The organism is Schaalia sp. JY-X169 (assembly GCF_014069575.1).
Lineage (GTDB): Bacteria > Actinomycetota > Actinomycetes > Actinomycetales > Actinomycetaceae > Scrofimicrobium.
In genome coordinates this window covers 2,177,086-2,198,849 of record NZ_CP059675.1, presented here as the reverse complement: position 1 = coordinate 2,198,849, position 21,764 = coordinate 2,177,086, and the positions used below count along the sequence as shown (strand labels likewise).

The 21,764-nt window shown below is 58.4% G+C and carries 18 protein-coding genes and 1 tRNA gene; 13 read left to right on the top strand and 6 right to left on the bottom strand.

Translation table 11 applies throughout. The annotated features are described in order from the left end of the window. Window positions 1–40 precede the first annotated feature (40 nt). The 9 genes from H2O65_RS09485 to H2O65_RS09445 all read left to right on the top strand — a co-directional run bounded on the left by H2O65_RS09485 (window position 41) and on the right by H2O65_RS09445 (window position 9,778). Entirely contained in the window at window positions 41–1,384 is a 1,344-nt protein-coding gene (locus H2O65_RS09485) for a D-alanyl-D-alanine carboxypeptidase/D-alanyl-D-alanine-endopeptidase (RefSeq protein WP_182141460.1), read from the top strand. Between the two features lie 4 nt (window positions 1,385–1,388). Next, complete coding sequence (gene tilS / locus H2O65_RS09480) at window positions 1,389–2,627, top strand: tRNA lysidine(34) synthetase TilS (protein ID WP_182141459.1); 1,239 nt, start codon at window positions 1,389–1,391, stop codon at window positions 2,625–2,627. A 176-nt stretch (window positions 2,628–2,803) separates the two neighbouring features. After that, window positions 2,804–3,367 (top strand): hypoxanthine phosphoribosyltransferase, encoded by a 564-nt coding sequence (gene hpt / locus H2O65_RS09475; protein WP_182141458.1) that lies wholly within the window; start codon window positions 2,804–2,806, stop codon window positions 3,365–3,367. A 3-nt stretch (window positions 3,368–3,370) separates the two neighbouring features. After that, window positions 3,371–5,386 carry an ATP-dependent zinc metalloprotease FtsH gene (ftsH, locus tag H2O65_RS09470; RefSeq protein ID WP_182141457.1) on the top strand — a complete coding sequence of 672 codons (2,016 nt, stop codon included), beginning with the start codon at window positions 3,371–3,373 and terminating at the stop codon, window positions 5,384–5,386. After that, window positions 5,386–5,970 carry a GTP cyclohydrolase I FolE gene (gene folE / locus H2O65_RS09465; RefSeq protein ID WP_182141456.1) on the top strand — a complete coding sequence of 195 codons (585 nt, stop codon included), beginning with the start codon at window positions 5,386–5,388 and terminating at the stop codon, window positions 5,968–5,970. The genes ftsH and folE overlap by 1 nt, the downstream gene beginning before the upstream one ends. A 69-nt stretch (window positions 5,971–6,039) precedes the next feature. After that, window positions 6,040–6,855 carry a dihydropteroate synthase gene (folP, locus tag H2O65_RS09460; RefSeq protein WP_182141455.1) on the top strand — a complete coding sequence of 272 codons (816 nt, stop codon included), beginning with the start codon at window positions 6,040–6,042 and terminating at the stop codon, window positions 6,853–6,855. Between the two features lie 13 nt (window positions 6,856–6,868). Then, window positions 6,869–8,686, top strand: coding sequence for a 2-amino-4-hydroxy-6-hydroxymethyldihydropteridine diphosphokinase (folK, locus tag H2O65_RS09455; protein ID WP_182141454.1), 1,818 nt, complete (start codon window positions 6,869–6,871; stop codon window positions 8,684–8,686). Further along, entirely contained in the window at window positions 8,683–9,159 is a 477-nt protein-coding gene (locus H2O65_RS09450) for a DUF3180 domain-containing protein (RefSeq protein WP_182141453.1), read from the top strand. Before folK ends, H2O65_RS09450 begins: the two co-directional genes overlap by 4 nt. Window positions 9,160–9,193: 34 nt before the next feature. After that, complete coding sequence (locus tag H2O65_RS09445) at window positions 9,194–9,778, top strand: hypothetical protein (protein ID WP_182141452.1); 585 nt, start codon at window positions 9,194–9,196, stop codon at window positions 9,776–9,778. A 714-nt stretch (window positions 9,779–10,492) separates the two neighbouring features. On the opposite strand, the gene disA is transcribed toward H2O65_RS09445, so the two are convergent. From disA to H2O65_RS09425, 4 genes are all read right to left on the bottom strand, one after another. Further along, complete coding sequence (gene disA / locus H2O65_RS09440) at window positions 10,493–11,563, bottom strand: DNA integrity scanning diadenylate cyclase DisA (protein ID WP_182141451.1); 1,071 nt, start codon at window positions 11,561–11,563, stop codon at window positions 10,493–10,495. Window positions 11,564–11,598: 35 nt separating this feature from the next. Then, the gene (gene radA, locus H2O65_RS09435; RefSeq protein ID WP_182141450.1) at window positions 11,599–12,984 is read right to left on the bottom strand and encodes a DNA repair protein RadA; all 1,386 of its coding nucleotides are present in this window, start codon (window positions 12,982–12,984) and stop codon (window positions 11,599–11,601) included. A 146-nt stretch (window positions 12,985–13,130) separates the two neighbouring features. After that, window positions 13,131–13,802 (bottom strand): TrkA family potassium uptake protein, encoded by a 672-nt coding sequence (locus tag H2O65_RS09430; protein ID WP_182141449.1) that lies wholly within the window; start codon window positions 13,800–13,802, stop codon window positions 13,131–13,133. Window positions 13,803–13,843: 41 nt separating this feature from the next. Further along, window positions 13,844–15,376: a TrkH family potassium uptake protein gene (locus tag H2O65_RS09425; RefSeq protein ID WP_182141448.1), complete on the bottom strand. Its 1,533-nt coding sequence runs from the start codon at window positions 15,374–15,376 to the stop codon at window positions 13,844–13,846. A gap of 146 nt (window positions 15,377–15,522) precedes the next feature. Here H2O65_RS09425 and H2O65_RS09420 point away from each other — a divergent pair, with 146 nt between their 5' ends. Next, window positions 15,523–15,732, top strand: a complete 210-nt coding sequence (locus tag H2O65_RS09420; protein ID WP_182141447.1) for a helix-turn-helix domain-containing protein — start codon at window positions 15,523–15,525, stop codon at window positions 15,730–15,732. A gap of 184 nt (window positions 15,733–15,916) precedes the next feature. Further along, window positions 15,917–16,015 carry a 30S ribosomal protein bS22 gene (locus tag H2O65_RS09415; RefSeq protein WP_086992420.1) on the top strand — a complete coding sequence of 33 codons (99 nt, stop codon included), beginning with the start codon at window positions 15,917–15,919 and terminating at the stop codon, window positions 16,013–16,015. Window positions 16,016–16,078: 63 nt separating this feature from the next. Here the strand turns inward: H2O65_RS09415 and H2O65_RS09410 are convergent, their stop codons facing one another. Then, complete coding sequence (locus tag H2O65_RS09410; protein ID WP_182141446.1) at window positions 16,079–19,315, bottom strand: HAD-IA family hydrolase; 3,237 nt, start codon at window positions 19,313–19,315, stop codon at window positions 16,079–16,081. Between the two features lie 150 nt (window positions 19,316–19,465). On the opposite strand from H2O65_RS09410, the gene H2O65_RS09405 reads away from it, so the two are divergent. Further along, window positions 19,466–19,538 (top strand) — tRNA-Lys (locus H2O65_RS09405). A 333-nt stretch (window positions 19,539–19,871) separates the two neighbouring features. On the opposite strand, the gene H2O65_RS09400 is transcribed toward H2O65_RS09405, so the two are convergent. Next, a complete protein-coding gene (locus H2O65_RS09400; protein WP_182141445.1) occupies window positions 19,872–20,957 on the bottom strand; it encodes an IS110 family transposase in 1,086 nt (361 codons plus the stop codon). A 381-nt stretch (window positions 20,958–21,338) separates the two neighbouring features. Between H2O65_RS09400 and H2O65_RS09395 the strand changes: the two genes are divergently transcribed. Continuing rightward, a complete protein-coding gene (locus H2O65_RS09395; protein WP_259349515.1) occupies window positions 21,339–21,764 on the top strand; it encodes a GntR family transcriptional regulator in 426 nt (141 codons plus the stop codon).

Genomic DNA, 21,764 nt, shown 5'->3' with positions numbered 1-21,764 from the left:
AATGCGTCGCCGTGCATTCCCCGTAATTGTAGGCGCAACCGTGACCATTTTGGTCATCCTGTTGGTTTTCATTGTTTTTGGCCTTGCGCGTTGGGCTCCAATCCTCTCAACTCCAGGCTTCGGGTCTCCTCTGCCTCCACCTGCTATTCCCACCGCGGTGGTCGAGGGCGACGCTGTCCAAAGCGGGGAGTCTGCGGCCAAATCGCTTGACCTGGCGGCGATTGAGGCGGCCTGGGCGAGTTTTTCAGAAGTGGCGCAAACGGGTAAGTGGACACCGTGGGTCCGCGTGGTGGATGCCGACACGGGCGCTGTCGTTTTCGCTGCCAATGACTCTACTGCTCACACACCCGCGTCCACGATGAAAGTGTTGACCTCATACTTCGCGCTCTCCGTCCTCCGCCCTGACACGGTCCTCACGACAGGAGTATCCCGGACTGGCGGTGCCCTTTACCTCTGGGGCGAGGGTGACCTCTTGCTCTCAGCCGGGACGGGCAATCCCGACGCTGTTGTCGGGCATGCCGGCCTAGCCGACCTCGCACAAGATACTGCTGACGCCCTGAGCGCTGACGGTGTGACCACGGTGACCCTTACCTACCAAAACCAGCTGTTTGACGGCCCCCTGCGACCACCCGGATGGGAGGAACAGGAAGTCACCGACTTTGGCGGAGATGTGGGAGCCTTCGCCATTGACACGGGGCGCACCTCCCCCGGTGCTTGGCAGTTCGTCGAGGACTCCGCTGCGCAGGTAGCTGACGCATTCGCAGAATCCCTGAGGAGTCGTGGAATCACGGTACAAACCATCACCCCCGGTCAGCCGCCTGCAGACGCGTCCGAGGTCGCTACCGTTCACTCTGCAACCGTCCTCGACCAGATTGATTTCATGGCGACAACATCAGACAACACGCTCGCAGAGCAGTACTGTCACCTGGCTGCGAGCTCCTACTTGGGAGCGTCCGCAACATTAGCGGAGTCCACGCGAGCACTCTCGCGCTACTTGGATGAGCAACGAATCTCAACGGAGGGCTTTACCCCCTACGACTGCTCCGGATTGGATTCAAGGACGAAGGTGGCCCCTCAAACACTCACAGACACGATTCTCTCGTCAGCGTCACCAACTGTCGCCTCCGGATCATTGACACGATTCTTCCCCGTCGGGGGATTCACGGGTACTCTCACGGATCGCTTCGACACGGGCAGCGCCTCAGGGAATGTCGCTGCGAAGACCGGCTCTTTGGGTGCGGTGGCAACTCTGGCAGGGGTGGTCACGAACCAATCAGGACAGACGCTCATTTTTGCAGTGGGCGCAGATGATGTTCCGGATGATGGTGCTGGATGGTATCGACCCACATTGGACGCCTTCGTTACGGCACTGGCTGATAGTTAGAGCAATGGACTTCCCACCCATCACCCCCAAATTCATGTCGCCGTCAATGGTTGTGGGAGCCACCCCTCCATTGGAAGCCCGCCCAGTATCGCTGGCTGTCCGCAACTACCTACAACGATATTTTGACCGGTCCCACCAAGTCTCCGGTGGGTCGGGAATCGTCCTGGCAGTTTCTGGAGGGGCGGACTCCCTTTCCCTGGCAGTTGCCGCCGCAGATGTGGCGGAACGGATGCAGATTCCCTACACCGCCGCGATTGTGAACCACGGGTTACGCAAGGAATCGGAGGCGGAGGCCCTCGAAGTAGAAGGGCAGCTGTACGCACTGGGGTGTCCCGAGGTCGCGGTGCTGCAGGCGGACACAACCGGGGTCGACCTCGAACACCCCTTGGAGGGTTGGGGGAGGGAAGTTCGCCACCAACTTCTCAACAAGTACGCGCTTGAGTGGGCCACGAAAAGAGGCGCGGGCCGACCCCTCGGATCTGTAGACATTCTCTACGGTCACACCCAGGATGATCAGGCAGAGACCGTCCTCATGCGGCTTGGCCGGGGAGCCAGTCCACGGTCGCTTGCGGCGATGAGGGAGAGGGTTGTGGTGGCGACCTCGGGCATTGACGACGAGGGCGGGAACGATGACGAAAGACCGACGACCACCCTGCACAGGGGTAGGCCACTGCTGTGTGTTCGTCGCACCGATACAGTGGCGTTCTGCCGGGCCCTTGGATTGACGTGGGTCAATGATCCGAGTAACTCTGCAGAAGGGGCTTGGACCAGTGCTTCGGGAGCCGCACTCCCCAGGACGGCCTTGCGGCACGACGTTTTGCCACGCCTAGGCGACGCCCTCGGGCAGGATCCCATTCCGGCGTTGGCGCGGGTTGCGCAACTGTTGGCCGAGGATGAAGACGCGCTCAGCATGCTTGCAGACGATGCGCTAGACCGCGTTTGGGAAAAGGGAGCGGAGGACAACAGTATCGACGTTGAGGCGGTCGCGGATCTTCCTCTGGCCCTTCGAAAAAGGGTCTACCTGTTGGTATGGGGGGCGGTGGCATCTTCTCTTGAGGAACCATTGCACAGCGCGCAGTTGCGTTCTCTCGATCAGTTGGTAATCAATAGCAGAAGCGGTCCACGATCACCGATCGGCAAGATCGTGTCGTTGCCTGGGGGTTGGACGGCGAAACGGAGCAGGAAGAGCCTAATATTCCGCAAACCCAAGACGCTTGGAGTTCTTACCCCTGCAGACTCCTGAAATGCACACGGGAGACTGTTCGTTCGCTGCACAGGTGCGTTCTCTCGATCAGCTGGTAATGAACAGCAGCAACGGGCAGAGGTCACCGAGAACGGAGATGTCGGTGGCAGGCACTAGAGTGGAGAGATCTAAAACTAGGCTGCCGTCTTGCCGCAGAACCAGCGAAGGGAGTATGAGTGGACGCGAACGACATGGGGAACGCCCTCGAAAAGGTCTTGATATCTGAGGAAGAACTGGACCAGAGACTTTCGGAGCTGGCTGCCCAAATCGACCGGGACTATCCGGAAGGTGACCTGCTGTTGGTTGGCGTGCTGAAGGGTGCGGCTCCAGCAATGGTCGATCTGTCCAGAAAGATCCATCGACCAGTAGAGATGGACTGGATGGCCGTGTCATCCTACGGGGCAGGGACCAAGAGCTCCGGTGTGGTTCGTATCCTCAAAGACCTCGATGCTGACGTTCATGGACGAAATGTCCTCATCGTTGAGGACATTATCGACTCCGGACTTACTCTGCATTGGCTTAGGGAGAACCTCTTGAACCGCGGGGCAAAGTCAGTTTCTATCCTCGCGGTCTTGCGTAAACCGGACGCGGCAAAGGTTGCCGTCGATGCGAACTACGTCGGATTTGATATCCCCAACGAGTTCGTGATCGGTTATGGGCTCGATTTTGCTGAAGATTACCGCCACCTGCCCTTCGTCGGCACATTGGCGCGCCACGTATACGAAGTTGAAGGCGAATAGTAAATGGCCTCGTCTGCTCCCAAAGATAAGGAAAAGGGAAAGAAGCCCGCATCAAAGGTGTGGCCCTACATTGTGGTGCCACTACTTGCCCTGATGATGATTGGCTGGATGGTTTGGCGTCTGCTTCAACCGGGGATGGTCAACACATCTGAGGGTATGGAGATCCTTCGTACCGAAGGTGTCGAATCAGCGGTGCTGAACGATGGCACCCAGCAGGTCACGATGCAGTTGGCGCAGCCCTACACCCACAAGTCGACCTCGGTTGAGGATCCGGCCAAGGAACTGGGTACCAGCATCACCTTCACCTACGCTCGGGCCCAGACGGATGAGATCCTCACGTTGATTGAGGACGCCGATCCCAAGCTTGGGTACAACGCGATGTACCCGCAGAGTTCCGTGCTGGGATCCATGCTGCAACTGATGCTTCCCATGATCCTGATTCTGGGTGCTTTTTGGTTCCTCATGTCACGCTCAACACGGGGCGGAATGATGGGCTCTTTCTCCTCGTCTAAGGCTAAGGAATTCAATGAAGAGAACCCTGAGATAACTTTTGCCGATGTTGCGGGTGAGGATGAAGCGGTAGAGGAACTAGAGGAAATCAAAGAGTTTCTGGTGGCTCCGTCGAAATTCACGTCAGTTGGCGCCAAGATTCCCCGGGGCGTGCTTCTTTATGGGCCCCCAGGAACAGGCAAGACGTTGCTGGCTAAGGCGGTTGCTGGGGAAGCAAAGGTGCCATTCTTCTCGATCTCTGGATCAGAGTTTATGGAGCTTTACGTCGGTGTCGGTGCTTCCCGCGTTCGTGACCTCTTCAACAAGGCGCGCAAGGCTGCACCTGCAATCATCTTCGTGGATGAGATTGACGCGATTGGCCGTCATCGTGGTTCCGGGATCGGTGGCGGCAACGATGAACGTGAGCAGACACTGAACCAGATGCTGGTCGAACTCGATGGCTTCGATGCGCGCACCAACGTCATCATGATTGCTGCGACAAACCGCCCCGACATCCTTGATCCAGCGCTGCTGCGCCCAGGGCGTTTCGACCGCCAAATCGCCGTGGAAGCCCCAGACCTGAAGGGGCGCCAGGCAATCCTTCATGTTCATGCGCAGGGAAAGCCTCTCACCAAGGACATCGACCTGTACCAGGTCGCGAAGCGCACTCCGGGCTTTACCGGAGCTGACCTCGCAAATGTCCTCAACGAAGCTGCTCTGCTAACTGCGCGCTCGAATGCGGACCTGATTGACATGCGCGCAATCGATGAGGCGATAGATCGAGTCATTGCTGGGCCTCAGAAGCGCACCCGCGTCATGAATGAGCATGACAAGTATGTGACTGCCTACCATGAGGCGGGACATGCGGTGTGCGCGGCTGCCTTGCAGTACACGGACCCAGTCACCAAGGTGACGATCCTGCCGCGTGGACGCGCCCTCGGATACACGATGGTGATGCCGACAGAGGACCGCTATTCGAAGACCCGCAACCAGCTTCTTGACGACCTGGTTTACGCAATGGGTGGACGTGTGGCGGAAGAGGTCGTGTTCCGTGATCCGTCCACGGGAGCCGCAAACGACATTGAAAAGGCGACCAAGACGGCTCGAGCTATGGTTACGGACTACGGCATGACCACGTCGGTAGGCATTGTGAAGCTCGGACAACAGGATACAGATCCGTTTGTTGGTCGTGAGGTTGGCCAGGGCAGAGGTTTGGGGATCTCCGATCACCAGTCAACAATGATTGACGAACAGGTTCGCACGCTGATTGATGATGCGATCAGTGAGGCGTGGACAATCCTCACGCGCAACCGTCATGTGCTTGACACCCTGGCAGTCAAACTGCTTGATGTGGAAACTATTGATGAAAAGGGCTTGGCAGAGATCTTTGTCGGTATAGAGAAGCAGCCTAAACGTGAAGTGTGGAACTACGGATATCATGGCGCTGTGGAAGGTGCGGTTCTCGGCCACCCCGTAGGTCTCGCAAATGACGAGGTTGATCCACCAGCGCCAATAAATGAGCAACTGTGATGGAGCCTTCACAGGTGGGTGGTACTTCATCGCCATATGATCCGGCCCTCGTTCAGCACGCAACCAGGCAGCTCCTTGCCGCCATTGGTGAGGATCCTTCCCGCAATGGACTTCAAGAGACACCGCAGAGGGTGGCGCGCTCCTATGCCGAGATTTTCGGCGGATTGAATGAGGATCCCGCAGCGCACCTCCAAAAGACCTTCGAAATTGATACCGATGGTTTGGTAGTTGTCAAAGACATTGAGTTTTACTCAATGTGCGAACACCACCTGTTGCCATTTTTTGGCACGGTCGGGGTTGCATACCTTCCAAGCGGTGGGCAGGTCACCGGACTCTCGAAACTTGCGCGTTGTGTCGATGGTTTCGCCAGGCGGCCCCAGGTGCAAGAGAGACTGACGATGCAGATCGCAGAGGCTGTCCAATCCGCACTTACGCCCTCAGGCGCTGCCGTCGTGGTCAAGGCGGAACACATGTGTATGACCATGCGCGGAGTGAGGAAGAGCGGTTCGCAGACGGTCACTGCGCACTTCACGGGTGTCTTGGATGAACCCGCGAACCGAAACGAGGTCTTGGCACTTCTTTAGAGCCCAGTATGCAGTGTTCGAGTTTCCCAGCGGATCGTGTTTGAAATGGAGTCAGAGGAAATCCCCACGATGAGCAAAGTCCCTGCACCACTACTCGGCGGAGTGCCGCTCGGTGGGGGGACGGTGTCCGTAATGGGAATCCTCAATGTCACACCCGATTCATTCTCAGATGGAGGACTGTGGTTTGAACACCGCGATGCGGTGAGTCAAGGGTTGCGGCTGGCAGACCAGGGTGCGCTGATAATCGATGTCGGCGGTGAATCGACGCGCCCCGGAGCTGCGCGCATCGACATTGAAGAAGAGTGGCTCAGGGTAGGTGGTGTCATCCACAAGCTTGCTGCCAGGGGTCTTCGGGTTTCCGTAGACACCGTAAATGCAGAGGTAGCTCGTCGCGCCACTGTGGAGGGAGCCTGCCTGATCAATGATGTGTCCGGCGGGATGTTTGATCCGGACATTGTTCCGGTGGCAGCAGAGGCGGACGTGCCAATGGTGGTTCAGCACTGGCGCGGCTTTCCCTCGGATCCGAACCTGGACACAGACTATACGGATGTCGTCGAGGACGTAATGGCCGAAACCTCGAACCAAATTGCCAGAGTCGTAGCTGCCGGGTTGTGCCTAACCCAAGTGATCGCTGACCCCGGGTTAGGATTTGCACAGACGATGGCGGATTCGTGGGCTATCGTGGACAGGTTGGAGTCGTTCACACAACTGGGCCTCCCCGTCCTCGTCGGCGCCTCTCGGAAGCGGTTCATATCAACCCGGTTCCCGGGCGATGTGGAACGGGGAACACTGGAGACCACAAGGCGTGCGGTGCAGGCAGGTGCGTGGGGGGTGCGCGTTCACGATGTGGAGGCGCATGTGCGGCTTATCGAAGAGTTGTCGTGAGTAGGAAAGGTCGGTGACACAAGCGGTGAAAGAGTGGGATGTCATCACACTGAGCGGACTTAGGGCAGTGGGGAACCACGGTGTCTACGACTTTGAGCGGGCCTCCACGCAAGATTTCATTGCTGACCTAACCCTCTATGTCGACACGCGAAGTGCTGCATCCAGTGATGACCTAGCGGATACGGTCGACTACTCCCAGGTTGCAGAAGATGCGGTTGCCGTCATGACCGGGCCCGCTGTCTTCCTCATCGAGACTTTGGCTTCGCGCCTTGCTGAACTTGCACTGACGTATCCCCGAGTTGTGAAGGCCCAGGTGACTGTACACAAGCCCATGGCGCCATTGCGGCACCAGTTCTCGGACGTGGCAGTCACGGTAGTTCGGGAACGACGCAAGGGAGGTCTCGAGTCGGCGGCTCGAGCCAAGCCACAGGGCGGCGAGCAACCCGTTGAGCGAGAAGTGGCGCAGCAACCCGTTGTGCGGGAGGCTGGGCCACAACCCGTCGAGGCCGTTCTAACGCGGATGACTAAGACACCGCCGAGACCCTCCGTCCGAGGCAAACACGGCAGAGAGGGAATCAATCCCACCTACCGCAGGACACCCACTAGACCTCATCCTCACACCTACGATGTTGTCCTCGCCCTCGGCGGTAACAGGGGGAGCGTTGTCGCAAACTTGCGCGGAAGTGTCGCGGCCCTCGCCGATTTGGATGGCTTCGAAATAGTTGCGGTGTCTCCGTTGATCCGTACTGAGCCGGTTCTTGAGGAAGGCGCCCTACCCCAGGACGACTACTTCAACGCCGTTGTGATTGCGAAGACGGTGCTTGCGCCGCCAGCCCTGCTTGCAGCAACGCAGCGGATTGAGACGCAGTTTGGACGTGTGCGGGCGGGGCGCTGGGGTGCGCGGACACTCGATATCGACATCATCGACCTCGACCGAATGACACTGAACCTGAAAACCCTGACTCTGCCGCACCCCAGGGCGCATGGTAGAGCCTTCGTCCTCTATCCCTGGACGAGGGCGGATGCCGACGCGCACCTCATCGGCCACGGATTTGTGCGTGACCTGCTCACTAAAGCTGGCGACCTCGGCGGAATTATCGCTGAGTACCCGGGATGGCTTGAGAGGGATGGCAACGATCCCGGGGAAGAGGTGTCGCTGCACTTGGCTCCAAGGTCAAGTCGGCACAGGACGCTACATAAGGATGCTTACTCGCCGCACGTCGTCCTTCGCGGGGAAGAGGTTGTTCTGGCGGACGTCGAAGATGACCCAATCTTTCAGAAGTTGCTTGTCAAAGAGCAGCGCAACGCAAAGCTTGTACCACGCACGCATGCAAAGGAGATGCCGGTCGCGCAGGTTTCACCCCCGCCTCGACCCGGGCAGCGAAAGTCACTCACTGCAAGACACGGTCGAACGGAGCAACGGGTGGGCACTGTCAAGGTTCCAACCACTGAGGTACTGGATGTGGGAATACCTTTGCGGCCCACTCTAGATCGAGCACCTAGTGGCTCCCACGAAGTACCACAGCAGACACTTCCAGATTGGGAGTTCTCAACCAGGCAGCAGGAAGTTCGTGTGGTTGACTCGATAGACCAGTTTGATGAGGGTAGTGAAACGCCTATGGAGGGAGTTCGGGTACAACACGAGCGGGCGATCAACCACTCGAATATTTCAGCTGTGCGACCAGCTGTTGCGGGTGGGACCATACCGCGCGTCGCCCGCGGAGTCACCGTGCGACCTACGCCTACCGGGTCGCTACCGTTGGCGCGGCGTCAATCCCAAGCCAGTGGGAACCAGAAGCAGGGTAGTGAGATCCAGACAGAGAAGCGATGAAGCCGCTCAATCGGACACTCGTAGTCTCAGTCGGTATCGTCGCGTTGGCCGTCGGAAGTTTGGCGTCTGCTCTAATGGTGCGCTTTGCGGGGCGGCCCATAATGGTCACTCCGGTACTGTCCTTGCTCTTCGTTGTGATCGGTGTCTGGCTGCTAGTTGGGGGCGGCGGGGTTCGGCGACTTACTGCAAGACGTGAGACTTGGGTGACCCCTGTCGGGGCTGCCCGGATAGCGGTTCTAGCGCGGTCTAGCGCATATGTCATGTCTGGTTGCGGTGGTTTCCTTGCCGGAGTTGCCGCCGTAGGGTTTACCCGACTTTGGGCGCCAGCAATGGCCTTTTCGGCTTGGAGCAGCCTCGCGGGCGCGGTAGGTGCAGTGTTTGCTTGCGTGTGTGCAGTTGTGGTGGAGCGTTGGTGCATTGACTCCAATAGCAGTGGTGAGGATGAGGGACGCGGGGTGCCTGGCCGCGCCTAGAGCGGTACGGTGTTGAAGGAATAGGGGCACAGAAGTGACAACAACCAACTCGAAGCGGAAACGTAAGGTTCCGTGGGCGCGACGCATCATTTCTTTAGTGGTTTTGGCTGCGCTATTGGCGGGGCTCATCTTTGCGGGCGTGAAGGCCTTCGGCTGGGTGATGGGCATCCTTAATGAGGAGCACGCCCGGGTAACCGATGTATCGACGCCCAAACCTGTTGAAATACTGCCGTGTGCTGCTGATGATTTGAACGTGACACTAGCTCCATCTTCGGCTGCAGTTGATGAAGGAATTGGTTTCGATCTTGGCGTGCAGATTGAGAATAGGGGTAGCACTGACTGCAGCGTGGAGACCTCTGAGATAAGGATCCAGCTTGCCGGGTCGTCAACGGTCGTGTGGTCACCGTCCGAATGCGTGCCCGAATGGTCTCGGAAGTTGCTCTTGGCGTCGGGAGAATCGTGGACGGGGAACCTGTCTTGGAATGGTCACATCTATGAAGGCTGTGAGGCTGTAGCCCAGGAGACGGGCGGTGCTACTGCGTCCGCGGGAACCTACACATTGACTGCACTGCCAGCAGGCGCGAAGACACCGCAAACAGTGTCAATTCAGGTGCGGTGAACCAAGGCGGTCGGCGCCGCATCGGGCCGCGTGTGTCAAACTGCCTGTGAGTCTGGGTTGGGAGATGTGGGCCTATGATTGCTACGCCACAGGGGCTGCAGCGGCAGTGATGGAAACTTGAGTGCCAGCGACGGGGACTTGGGTGCCCGGCCGCCGGGTGCTTGGGTGCTTGGGTGCCCGGCCGCTCGGGGCACCCGAGCATTACGGAGCCGGTTGCACCAAACGGAGCGAGTTACGCCTTGCGGAGCGGGTTTGGCACCACTTGACCTAGAATAACACTGTTATGCAAGACAAACCCGCTCCGTAAGGCGTAACCCGCTCCCTTATGACACGGGGTAACGCCGGTACCAACCTCAACAACAAGAAAACACCAGCCCATCGATTCCAAACAGCCTGGAAGCCCGCGGGCCGCGCGAAATGCATACGTGGGGATGAAATGTATGTCTAGGGTAGGCCCCCCACACGCACATTTGGCCCCCACGTATACATTTGGGAGGGTGCCGTGTGCCTCCAAGGTTGCCGGTGTCACGCAAGGTTGCCAGTATCAACTAACGTCGCTGCCGTCTGTGAGAATTACGGGCAACCTTAGGTGATGTTGGCAACTTTAGGTGTGGGGTCCTGCGGCTTCAGCAAACTTAGGTGTGGGGTCCTGTAGTGGCAGCAAACTTAGGTGTGGGGTCCTGCGGCTTCAGCAAACTCAGGGGCAAAGAGCGCCTACCACGAGACATTCGGATCACCCGCAGCATTCGTACGCTGCCTCAAATGATCGACAATGGTCTGGGCGCGGTACGGTCCTATGCCTTCAACCTGCTGGAAATCTTCTGCCGTAAGTTGCTGAAGCTCCGCCAAGGTTGGCCAGCGCTCAGTGATCTGCTGGATTAGCCGCCACGGGAGTCGGGGAATCACTGCTAGCGCGCGGATCCCACGCGGGCGGATGACCTCATCCAGATCCGCTGGGTCATAGATTGACATTCCCAGACTTTCGGCGATCTGTGAGAGATCCACTAGGGACTCACCGGACAGAGCCGAGAGCTTGTCTTCCACATCATCCAGCATGATCGGATCCGCGATGTAGTCGCGCAAAACCAACGTTCGTTCAGAAGCGGCACCGCGAAGAAGATCATCAACTTGAAGGGAGAGCAGACGCCCATCATCGCCGAGCTGGCTCAAGTACCCGTCAAGCTCTGCGGTTATGCGCCGAATCATCTCCATGCGTTGGACGACGGTTGCGATGTCGCGCACCGTAACCGCCTCCCTCATCTCAAAGATGGCGAGGGAGGACAGCACTTCGTCTAGGCGCTGCGTGTATCGTTCAAGGGTGTCGACTGCCTGATTGGCGCGGGCCAGAAGTGTCTCCGGTTCCTCCACTGTGTGGTGCAACTGGCCCACATAGATCGAGATTAGACGCATTGAGGCAGACAGGGACAGCACTGGAATGTTGGTTTGTCGCGCGACTCTCTGAGCGGTGCGGTGACGCATCCCGGATTCGTCAGTAGGTATCGACGGGTCCGGAATCAGTTGAACGTTGGCCTTACGGATCAGCCAGGTGTCGGTATCGATGATGACTGCGCCGTCCATTTTTGCAAGTTCGCGCAGACGTGCGGGAGAGAAGCCCACTTCGAGTTCAAACCCGCCAGAACACAGTGCTTCAACTTCTGGAGAGTAGCCGAGAATTATCAAGGCTCCCGTATGGGACCTCTGAATCCTCTCTAACCCCTCGCGGAGCTCAGTGCCCGGGGCAACCAGCTGGAGCGCTTTGCGTAGCGCAATGCTGTCTGTATCCATAAGTCGCCCGTATTCCCTTCAAGCTTTGCTTCTACCTAGTCAAACGCGTACCTTGCCGCTTCGACCAGGTTCTCTACTGGTAGGAGCCTAACCGTCTTCGGTACCCGGACTTCACCGATTTGGCTGGCAGGAACCAGTGCTGTATCCCAGCCTAGCCGGGAGCCTTCAATTATTCGGCGTGACAGCCCTGTGCCGCCACGCACCTCCCCTGTCAGACCCACCTCACCCAGAGCAATCACCGACTGACGTGGCTTCTTCCCTTGAGCCGCTGACCAGACCGCCAAGGCAATCGCGAGGTCGACGGCTGGTTCGACAATTCTGGCACCCCCGACCGTGGACACGTACACTTCCTTCTGCGACAGATCCAGACGAAGATGTGCTTGAACAACTGCCATCACCATTGCAACACGTGATGAATCCAGGCCCGAGGTGATGCGACGGGGGCTTCCCCCACTTCCCGGGGCGACGAGGGCTTGAATTTCGGTCAGGAGCGGTCGGTTACCCTCAAGCGTCACGGTGACGATGCTCCCCGGCGCATTCCCGCGAGAGCCTGACGTGAACATAGTGGAAGGGTCCGTGACCTGACGGATTCCCGCCTCTTCAAGCGTGAAACACCCAACCTCATCAGTCGAGCCATACCGGTTCTTCACGGCACGCAGCATGCGCAGAGCCCCGGTGCGTTCCCCCTCAAACTGGCAAACGACGTCCACAAGGTGCTCCAGTGTTCGTGGACCCGCAATTGTCCCATCCTTAGTCACGTGCCCAACAAGCAGTGTCGGAAGTGCATTCTGCTTGGCCGCATTGATGACGACCTGGCACACCGCTTTGACTTGGCTAACCGAACCGGCGGACCCGTCGACGAGGCCGGAGGTCATGGTTTGGACAGAATCAACAATCAACAGTGATGGTTCATGCATCTGTACAAGCGAGGCCACAGACCCAACATCCCCTTCTGCGGCCAGCAAGAGGTTGGAGCTCAGGGCACCGATCCGGTGCGCGCGCTTGGAAACCTGAGCTACAGACTCTTCCCCCGTGACATACAGAACTGGACCCTTTCCCAGAGTCGTGGCTTCCGCAGCGTACCGGGCAGCAACATCAAGAAGTAGAGTGGATTTCCCAACTCCCGGCTCCCCAGCGAGAAGCACAACTGATCCAGGGACGATTCCGCCCCCGAGAACCCTGTCAAACTCTTCGACCCCGCTAGGCCAAGCATTCGCGTCCTCGACTCTCACTTGGTCGAGAGTCACTGCCCCCGCCCCAGAACCGCTACCGACCATCGGAGTAGAGCGACCTGACGAAACCGGTTGAGGGACGAACTCTTCTAATGTTCCCCACGCCTCACACTGGCGACACTGGCCTAGCCATTTGGGGTTCTCCCATTGGCATTGCGCACAACGAAACGCAGTCTTGCTCCGAGCCATCACAGCGCCCACTTTCTACCGTTCATCACCCGAGGCTACAAGACGGTTCCGACATCACAGGATCGCCAGGGCATCGTTGGGGAAAACACCGCCTGCGCAGCTCTGGGGAAAACACCGACCGCCTGACTACGGTCACCCAGAGGGATCTACCTGGGACGCTCAGAGAAACGAATCACATCAAGCGAGTTGCCAGAGACTACCAAGACATCTTCACGATCGACACGTGTTTGCGCGTCTGCATACTGAAAAGCCTTCCCCGACCTCATCAAACTGATGACGCGAACCCCGTACTTGGTCTGCACCATCGATTCTCCAAGCGTGAATCCCTCAAGTTCACGAGGTGGGCGCATCTTTGCGATGACAAACTCCGACTTGTCCATCTCTATGTAGTCAAGCATCTGCCCGCCAACAAGGTGCGCGGTTCGTTGCCCAGCGTCATACTCCGGATACACAACGTGGTGCGCACCGATACGCCGCAGGATTCGTCCGTGTTCCCGTGAAATGGCCTTTGCCCAAATGCTCTCAACTCCGAGGTCGACAAGGTTTGCGGTAATGAGGACTGACGCTTCCAGTGAGGAACCCACCCCAACCACCGCGGAGGAAAAGTCCTGCGCCCCCGCCTGGTCCAATGCCTCAGGATCCGTTCCATCGCCTTGAACCAGTGGCAGCGTGCCACTGAAATGGTGGACGCGGCTGTTCTGCTTCTCCATCGCAAGGACCTCAAAACCCAGGTGCTCCAGCGTCACGGCGACGGCCGCCCCGAATCGTCCCAGTCCCACAACCAACGTCCCGCTGGTCTTCCTAGCTCGCTGTGCCATTGCTACTCCTTAGTAAACACCGTGGCATTCTGGTTGAAGTGTTAGCCAACAATTGGGCGCTCCTCGGGCATACGTATGAAGCTCCTGCGCTCACGCAGCGCTAGTCCCGCAGCAAATGTCATGGGTCCCACACGTCCAACGACCATCACCAGTGCAAGAAGCAGCTTGGCTGCTGGAGGCAATGCAGAAGTTATCCCGGTTGAAAGTCCCACCGTGCCGAAAGCGCTGATCACCTCGAAGAGAATGCGGTCCAGCGTAAATGGAGTGATCACCAGGAGGATTGCGGAGACACTGAGGACGAGGACGACCGCCACAAGCAGGACTGCAACGGCCTGACGAATTGTGTTCTGGGGAAGGCGCCTGCGGAATGCTTCAACATCCCTGCGGCCTCGGGCTTCAGCCCACGCTGCCAACACCAGGATGGTGAACGTTGTGACCTTGATGCCACCGGCATGGGAGCCGGAGCCACCACCAATGAACATCGATATGTCCTGCACCAGCCATGATGCGCCCGTCATCTGGGAAACATCGATGGCGCTGATCCCCAGCGACCTCGTGTTTATTGCACCGACGATGGTGTTGAGGGCCTTCTCAGAGAAGTTCAAGTCCCCGAATGTGTAAGGGTTATTCCATTCGAGGGCGGCGATAATCAGACCGGTCGCGACGGCCAGAGCGATGTATGTCGTGAGGGTGATCTTCGAGTGGAGCGATAGGGACTTCGGGTGCCTCCAGCGCCTGCGCAGGTCCACGATTACAGGAAAGCCAATAGCCCCAACAAACGCCGCAAGGATCAGGGGAAGCATCACCAGCCAGTTGCCAACGTATGCCGCCAGTCCCTCTTCCATGACCACAAAACCGGCGTTGTTGAAGGCGGAGATTGACATGAAGAGCGCCTCCCAAATCGATCTCCACACCGAGTGGCCTTGGCGAAGGAATGCAGGCGCGACGATTATGAAGAGCACGACCTCGGCAACAAGTGTAGTGACGAGGACGCCGCGGATTAGGGTGAGCGCGTCACCCAGACGACCCTGGGTGTCGTCTTGGGAAAGTAGGCGCTGCGTGAGGCCGAGTCTTCGTGACACCGCAAGGGTAAGGAGTGACGCCATGGTCATCACTCCCAGGCCGCCAAGGGTGATCCCGATTGCTATGACAATCTGGCCGAACATGGTCCAGTACGTAGCAGTATCGACAACGGTGAGGCCGGTGACACAGACGGCGGAAACGGCCGTGAAGAAAGCGTCAATGAATGGAGTTATGCCCCCCTGAGTGTTGGCAATGGGTAGTAGCAATAGCCCGGTGATCAAGATGATGAGGAGGGAGAACACCAGCAGGGTGAGCCTGGCCGGGTAGCGCAAGGCATACTGGTTGAAGCTGAGTTGGGAACGATAGAAGAATGAGTGGCCTTCACCGGAGCGAATCAAGAGATGGTCCGTACGCAGCGGAGTTGGAGCTCTATCGACAGGTTCTGCCTCGGCAAAATGGATGTCGTGAGGTGCGGTGTCGAGGGCTTCTGTGCGCAGGGGGTCGCGACGCCAGCCTGAACTATGGCCGGTGCTATTTCGTCGTGAGCCCAATGGACCACACCCCTTAGTGAACTGTGTTCCCCGGTGGCAATCGTGGGATAGTATTCAGTCTATGGTCTGTAGCGGCGGATTTGGCTCGTGTCAGACTCGCCGAAGTATAGTCAGTCTCTTCCTCTGCTCTGGGATAAGGTAAGTCGATGGAAACTCAACCTTCGCCCCGCTTCATGACGGTCAGTGAAGTGGCGGACGTCATGAGGGTGTCCAAGATGACGGTTTACCGCTTAATCCATGCCGGTGAGCTCCCCGCGATTCGCGTGGGAAAGAGTTTCCGAGTCCCTCAGGGCGCAGTGGATCACCTGCTTGACGCGTCATGGACAGCAGATGAGCAGGGCGAGGTCGGTAGTTAGTTCCCCCGATGAGGACGCACGGTCGAGCTAAACACTTCAATTTCTTGTGAGTTTGCGCTTGTTTCCGGCCGAGAGTGTGTTGTTTCCGTCTCTCGTAGTAAAGTAGGGGCGTTCAAAGTCAAGTTGGTGGGGCCCGCAGGGTTGCTACCATTTCAGATGTGATGTTGTTGGAGGGAGTGACCCTATGGGTTCAGTGGTCAAGAAGCGCCGCAAGAGGATGTCGAAGAAGAAGCACCGCAAGATGCTGCGCAAGACCCGCCACCAGCGTCGCAACAAGAAGTAACCTGACGCAGGTCTACAAATGCCCCGATCCACAAGTGGAACGGGGCATTGTTGTCAATGGGGCCTAACGGTTCCCCCACACGATCTGATTCTCGCCTTCGACCTCGACCTCAACTTGTCGGTCCGAGGGCGCGCGATACTCAAAATCAACCCCGGTTCGAGAGACGTGAACATCAAGCGGGTAGCCGTCAAGCTCCAGAGAGAACGTCATCCCCACCCAGTTCACAGGAAGCCGCGGGGCGAAGCGGAGGGTTCCCGTGTCGTCGCGGAGTCCGGCGAAGCCCATGATGAGGGTGCTCCAGGTTCCTCCCAACGATGCGATATGGACACCGACGTCCGTGTTGCGATGTAGGTCCGCAAGGTCCAGATTGAGGAGCCTTTCAAAGTAGTCGGCCGCCAACTCCGGGTGCCCGACCTCGGCTGCCACAATCGACTGTGCGGCTGCCGATAGTGAAGAGTCACCCGTGGTGATTGCATCGTAGTAATCGAAGTTCGCCAGCTTGTCTTCTGGGGAGAACTGAGATCCCAGCAGGTAGAGGGCGAGGACGGTATCCGACTGTTTCAACACCTGGTGTCTGTAGATCACCAGCGGATGATAGTTCAGCAGCAGGGGATAGTTGCTTGGAGGGGTTGCCTCAAAGTCCCACACCTGCTTCTCGAGGAACGCTTCATCTTGCGAATGTAAACCGAGTGCGTCGTTCCACGGGATGAACATCTTGTCTGCGATCTCAGTGAATGAGGCGACCTCTGCATCTGAGAGGGCGAGGCGACGAATAACGGCCTCGTACTCTTCGGGGTGTTCGTCTTCAATCTTCTTCAGCCAGCGGGCGGCAGAATGCAGGTTCGCTTTCGCCATCACGTTGGTGTACAGGTTGTCGTTGACGACGGCCGTGTACTCGTCCGGTCCTGTGACTCCATGGATGTGGAAACGTAGGTCGCGTCCACTGAGGAAGCCCAGGGAGAGCCACATCCTTGACGTCTCAACCAGGATATCGATGGCCTCGGTCAACAGGAAGTCAGTGTCACCTGTGGCGTTGAGGTACTGATTGATGGCATACGAGACTGCGGCATCGATATGGTATTGAGCCGTGCCCGCAGGGTAGTAGGCAGACGACTCTGGTCCTGCGATGGTGCGCCAGGGGAAGAGAGCCCCTTCCTCGCTCATTTCAGAGGCGCGAACCCTTGCTGCATCCAGTGTCAGGTAACGGTAGTGGAGCAGCTGCCTAGCTGCCGAAGGGTTGGCGTAGACCAGGTAGGGCAGCACGTAGATCTCAGCATCCCAGAAGTAGTGCCCGTCGTACCCGGAACCGGTGAGGCCCTTTGCTGGGACGCCCGTCCCCTTTAGGCAGGCCGTTGCCTGCAGGAGCTGGAAGAGGCACCAGCGCACACGGGCCTGGATGGATGCTTTGTCCTCGTCAGGGTGATCGACGATCGCTCCGGGGCGCGGTGTCGCCGTATCGTCCAGCTCAATGACGACGTCCCCGCGGTCCCACAGCGCGGCGACCACGCTCGACTGGCGGTCAAAGAAGGGGGGATTGTCCGCTCGGAGCGTGTCGTCTAATGCGGCATCGGCCTCAGGGGCAGGATCTCCGGGGCGCTCTTCGAAGAGGTCGTCACGCGCGTAGGACAGAGTCTTAGTCAAGGAAAGACTCTCCCCTCTGCAAACTCCCGCAGAGGCAGCCCAGGCCAGAGTGTCGCCCTCGTCCGGCTCAATCGGGGTCACGGCGACAGGGGTCGCCACGGACCCTTTCGCTTGAGTGTGACTCCCGGCCGGTAGTAGTGCCGCCTGGTTCTTGACGGCAAGTGCCGCCGCCATCTGGGAAGCCCGCACCTGGTAGGCGATCGACGCGGACTCGTCAGCAGTGAAGACATCTGTTTCAATCACCGCACCGTGAACAAGTCGGTTTGCCTTACGGGGATCATCGAGTTCCAGGGTGATCCCTTCGGTGAGCTCGATGGGGGGCAGAGCGGGGGTTTCGACGACAGAGCGGATCGCAATCTGGCAGTCGTCCTCGAGCGGGGTGACGCGCAGGTCAATGGTTGCCAGATGCGGGTCAAAGAGGGCGACGGCGGCGCGTTGCTCGATCCGCACGCTGACACCCTCTTCCGCTCCGCGTCCCCGCCACAGCGCTGTTTCGTAGAGGATTCCGGAGTGAAGATCCAGCGTTCGGGATTGCTCAGAAAGGTAGCCGCGCGCCGAATCAGTGATCGCCACGCTGTTCACGAAGATGTCGAACCCGGTGGCGTCCGGCAGGGTCACCATTGACTGGCCGATTCTGGCAAAACCGTACGCGTCCTCGGCGTGAGCGATCGGCCAGGTTTCGTGCAGCCCGTTGAGGTAGGTCCCGTCGGATCCACCCGCGCGTCGCAAGCCGAGATTGCCGCGAATCCCCAAGTATCCGTTGGTGAGGGCGAGGACTGAGGCCTCAACATCTGGGTTCTCCGAGGCGAACTGGGAGTTGCCCATGACCCAGTCGGGATCATCGGTTGGGTGGAAGCGCGGTGGAATATCCACGCCCAGAAACGATCCGGTGGGGAGGTAGTCCTCTGGCACCAGTTCTGCAAGATCTGCCACGACAACCGTCGCTCCGTTTTCGACGAGGACGTCTGCGCCAGCGCCCCTATCCACGCCGATAACCATCCCGAAGTCTCCGCCGCGGCCGGCCTGGACGCCAGACACGGCATCCTCGACCACCGCGCAGGCAGCTGGGTCGACACCAAGCTGCTTGGCTGCATCCAGGTAGGTATCGGGAGCAGGTTTGCCTGCCAATCCGCGGGAAGCGGCGACGTTCCCGTCGACGATGACGGGGAAGTGGTCAAAGAGCCCGGCGGCCTTCAAAACCTCGGGGGCGTTCTTTGAGGAGGAGACGACTGCCGCCTTCAAGGGGTCTCGCGCTCCGCCCTCGTCCTCGGTGCCATTGAAGATGTAGTCCAGGAAGCGCAGAGACCCTGGGTATGGGGCGACCCCAGATGTGGCAACGGCCTCGTTGAACTCGAAGTTCTTACGGTTTCCCAGCCCGCAGATTGTCTCTACGTCAGGGGCGTCCCCCGGATCACCGTAAGCAACCTGGATGCCGCGAGAAGCCAAGATTGCCGCAACCGCGTCATAGCGTGCCCGGCCGTCCAGATGTTCAAAGTAGTCATCGTCCGTGTAGGGGGCAACGCCCTTCCGAGCGAAGTAGTCGCTGAAGAGGCGGCGCCACGCTTCCTCGTGGATGGTGGCGGTTGGGGTGAGGACGCCGTCGAGGTCGAAGAGGACGGCCTGGATGGATGGCGAAAGCGATGGATTTTCCCGGGTCATGGAGCAACACTAGCGCCGGGGAGGGGCGTGCGCGCAAGTGCGATTTGGTCGCAATTTGGGGGGCGAGAGTGAGGGGATCCGGCGTGGTCGACGTGTTTCACACTCGCTGCGGTTTGAGGGAGGTGCGCCGCACACTACAATGATCTGCGCGGGCCTATAGCTCAACTGGCAGAGCAACGGACTTTTAATCCGTGGGTTCCGGGTTCGAGTCCCGGTGGGCCTACAAATTTGGGGGGCGGGACACGCCCCGCGCCCACCACGTCCCGCGCTTGCCACGCCTCGCGCTTGCACCAGCCGTTGACGGGAGTCTTCAGGGAGCGGGTTTGATCTAAGGGAGCGGGTTTGGCCCAGATTACGGTGTGATTTAAGGGCAAAGTGAGCCAAACCCGCTCCGTATGCCCTAACCGGCTCGCTAAAGCCCAACCGACTCCTCGAACACCTCCGCGGCATCGCCCTAGAATTCCGAAACCTCCAAAACTACATCCACCACAGCCTCATCCACACCGGAGGATTCAAACGCCACCTACAGCCCCTTTCGTGACTCTTCTATTGTGTGTCAAGCGGGAATTTTGTGGGTTTCACTTTCGGCTGTGACAGGGATTGTGGCTGCTTGAAGGGTGCGGTAGACCTGCCGGGAGACGTATCGTTTCAGGCAGCGCATGATCTCTTGTTTGCTCTTACCTTCTGCGGTGCGTTTTTGGACGTATTCTTGGGTCTCTTGGTCGTAGCGCATACGAACTAGGACCACTGTGTGCAAAGCATTGTTCAAAGATCGGTCACCGCCTCGGTTGAGACGATAACGCTGATTGTTACCTGATGATGCTGGGATCGGGTTCGCGCCTGCTAGAGCCACGAATGCGGCTGCACTACGGATGCGATCATGGTGGGACCAGGCCAGATAGAACTGGGCGGCAGTAACCGGGCCGATTCCCCTCATAGTGAGAAGAGCCGGTGCTACCTGCTGCACCAGAGTTTCGATAGCGTTTTTGTTATCAGTCAGTGCCTCCCGGTTCGCGATGATGAGCTTAGCGAGCCGCACTGCTTCGCTCCGAGCAACTTGTAAGTCAATGGTCTCAGCGCGAACCCGCCATTTCGCAATCGCTTTGATTTGGATGCGTCCCAAAGCTCTGCGCGCATCGATGCCAAGCGCATTAGTCCGCACTAATGCAGTGAGCCGGTTGATCTGAGCAGTGTTCTCTACGGTGAGCCCATGACGTGCCTGAACCAGGATACGCAGAGCCTCACGAACTCCTCCAGAACGGGGGATCTGGAGAGAAGTAACATCCCACCCCATGACGCTCGTAGCGGCTCTGCGAGCATCAATGAAGTCATTCTTCGCGATCCGTCCTGCCCTATGAGGTGGTTTTGGAGCCTCCGTTACTAAGATGCCTTCTCGCTCCAGGTCTAGTCGCAGGGTCTGCCCAAATGAGCTAACACCTTCCATCGAAACCAAAACCCTGCAACTGTGATTGGTGCGCCGCCGCAGCCAACTAATGGACCGGGCGAAACCCGCAGGAGTGACTGGGAACTCCCCGCAATCAACTTCTGTTTGTGTGCGACTTTCGACAATACTGAAAGCATGTTTACTTGCATGAGTGTCTACCCCGACAACGAAATCGTAGGCATGTGCAACAATGGTCATAGCAGTGACCTCCCTAATCGATAGCTGGCCCTGTTGGCCCGATCCGGGGAATACGTGTTCATGGGGCAGTTCTGTAACGAGCCACGCTAAATACAGAGCGGACAATCTTCTAATCAAGCCACCAAGAGCAGGCCGGATCGGTGCCACCTGAACAGTGCATGGACAAGTCACAAAAAAGACACTCCCAGCACCGCTGCAAGGTCAGAAGAGCCGTGAGCCACACCCACCGAACAGATAACACCCATCCTGCCAGCCAGTCCCAGACCAGCCAATAAACAACTTACAGAAGAGCCGGATTAGTGACGTGGGGCGACGGTGGCGGCTCTTGCGCGCAGCTTCCCCACGTTGTATGGTTGGTTACTCAAGTAATGAACCAGGGAGGTGGTTGTGTTCAGCGATGGTCGACCGATTTTCCTGCAGATTGCAGAGATGATTGAGAATGACATTGTTGCGGGAAACCTGGGTGAAGAGAGCCAGGTTCCCTCTACCAATGAGTTCGCGGCCATGTACCGCATTAACCCTGCCACTGCCGCCAAGGGCATCAACTTGTTGGTCGAGGACGGAATCCTCCACAAACGCCGCGGGATCGGAATGTTCGTCTCACCCGGAGCGCGCGAACGCCTCATGGAAAAGCGACGCGCGCGGTTCTCGCGCGACTACCTGGAGCCCATGCTGATCGAAGCCGCAAGCCTTGGACTGACATCCGCTGAGCTCCACAAACTGATTGATGAGGTAGCCCCTCATCTCCGTGAAACACCAGGTCTCCAACAGGGGACACCAACCGCCCCCTCCGCAGAAAGGGAGTGA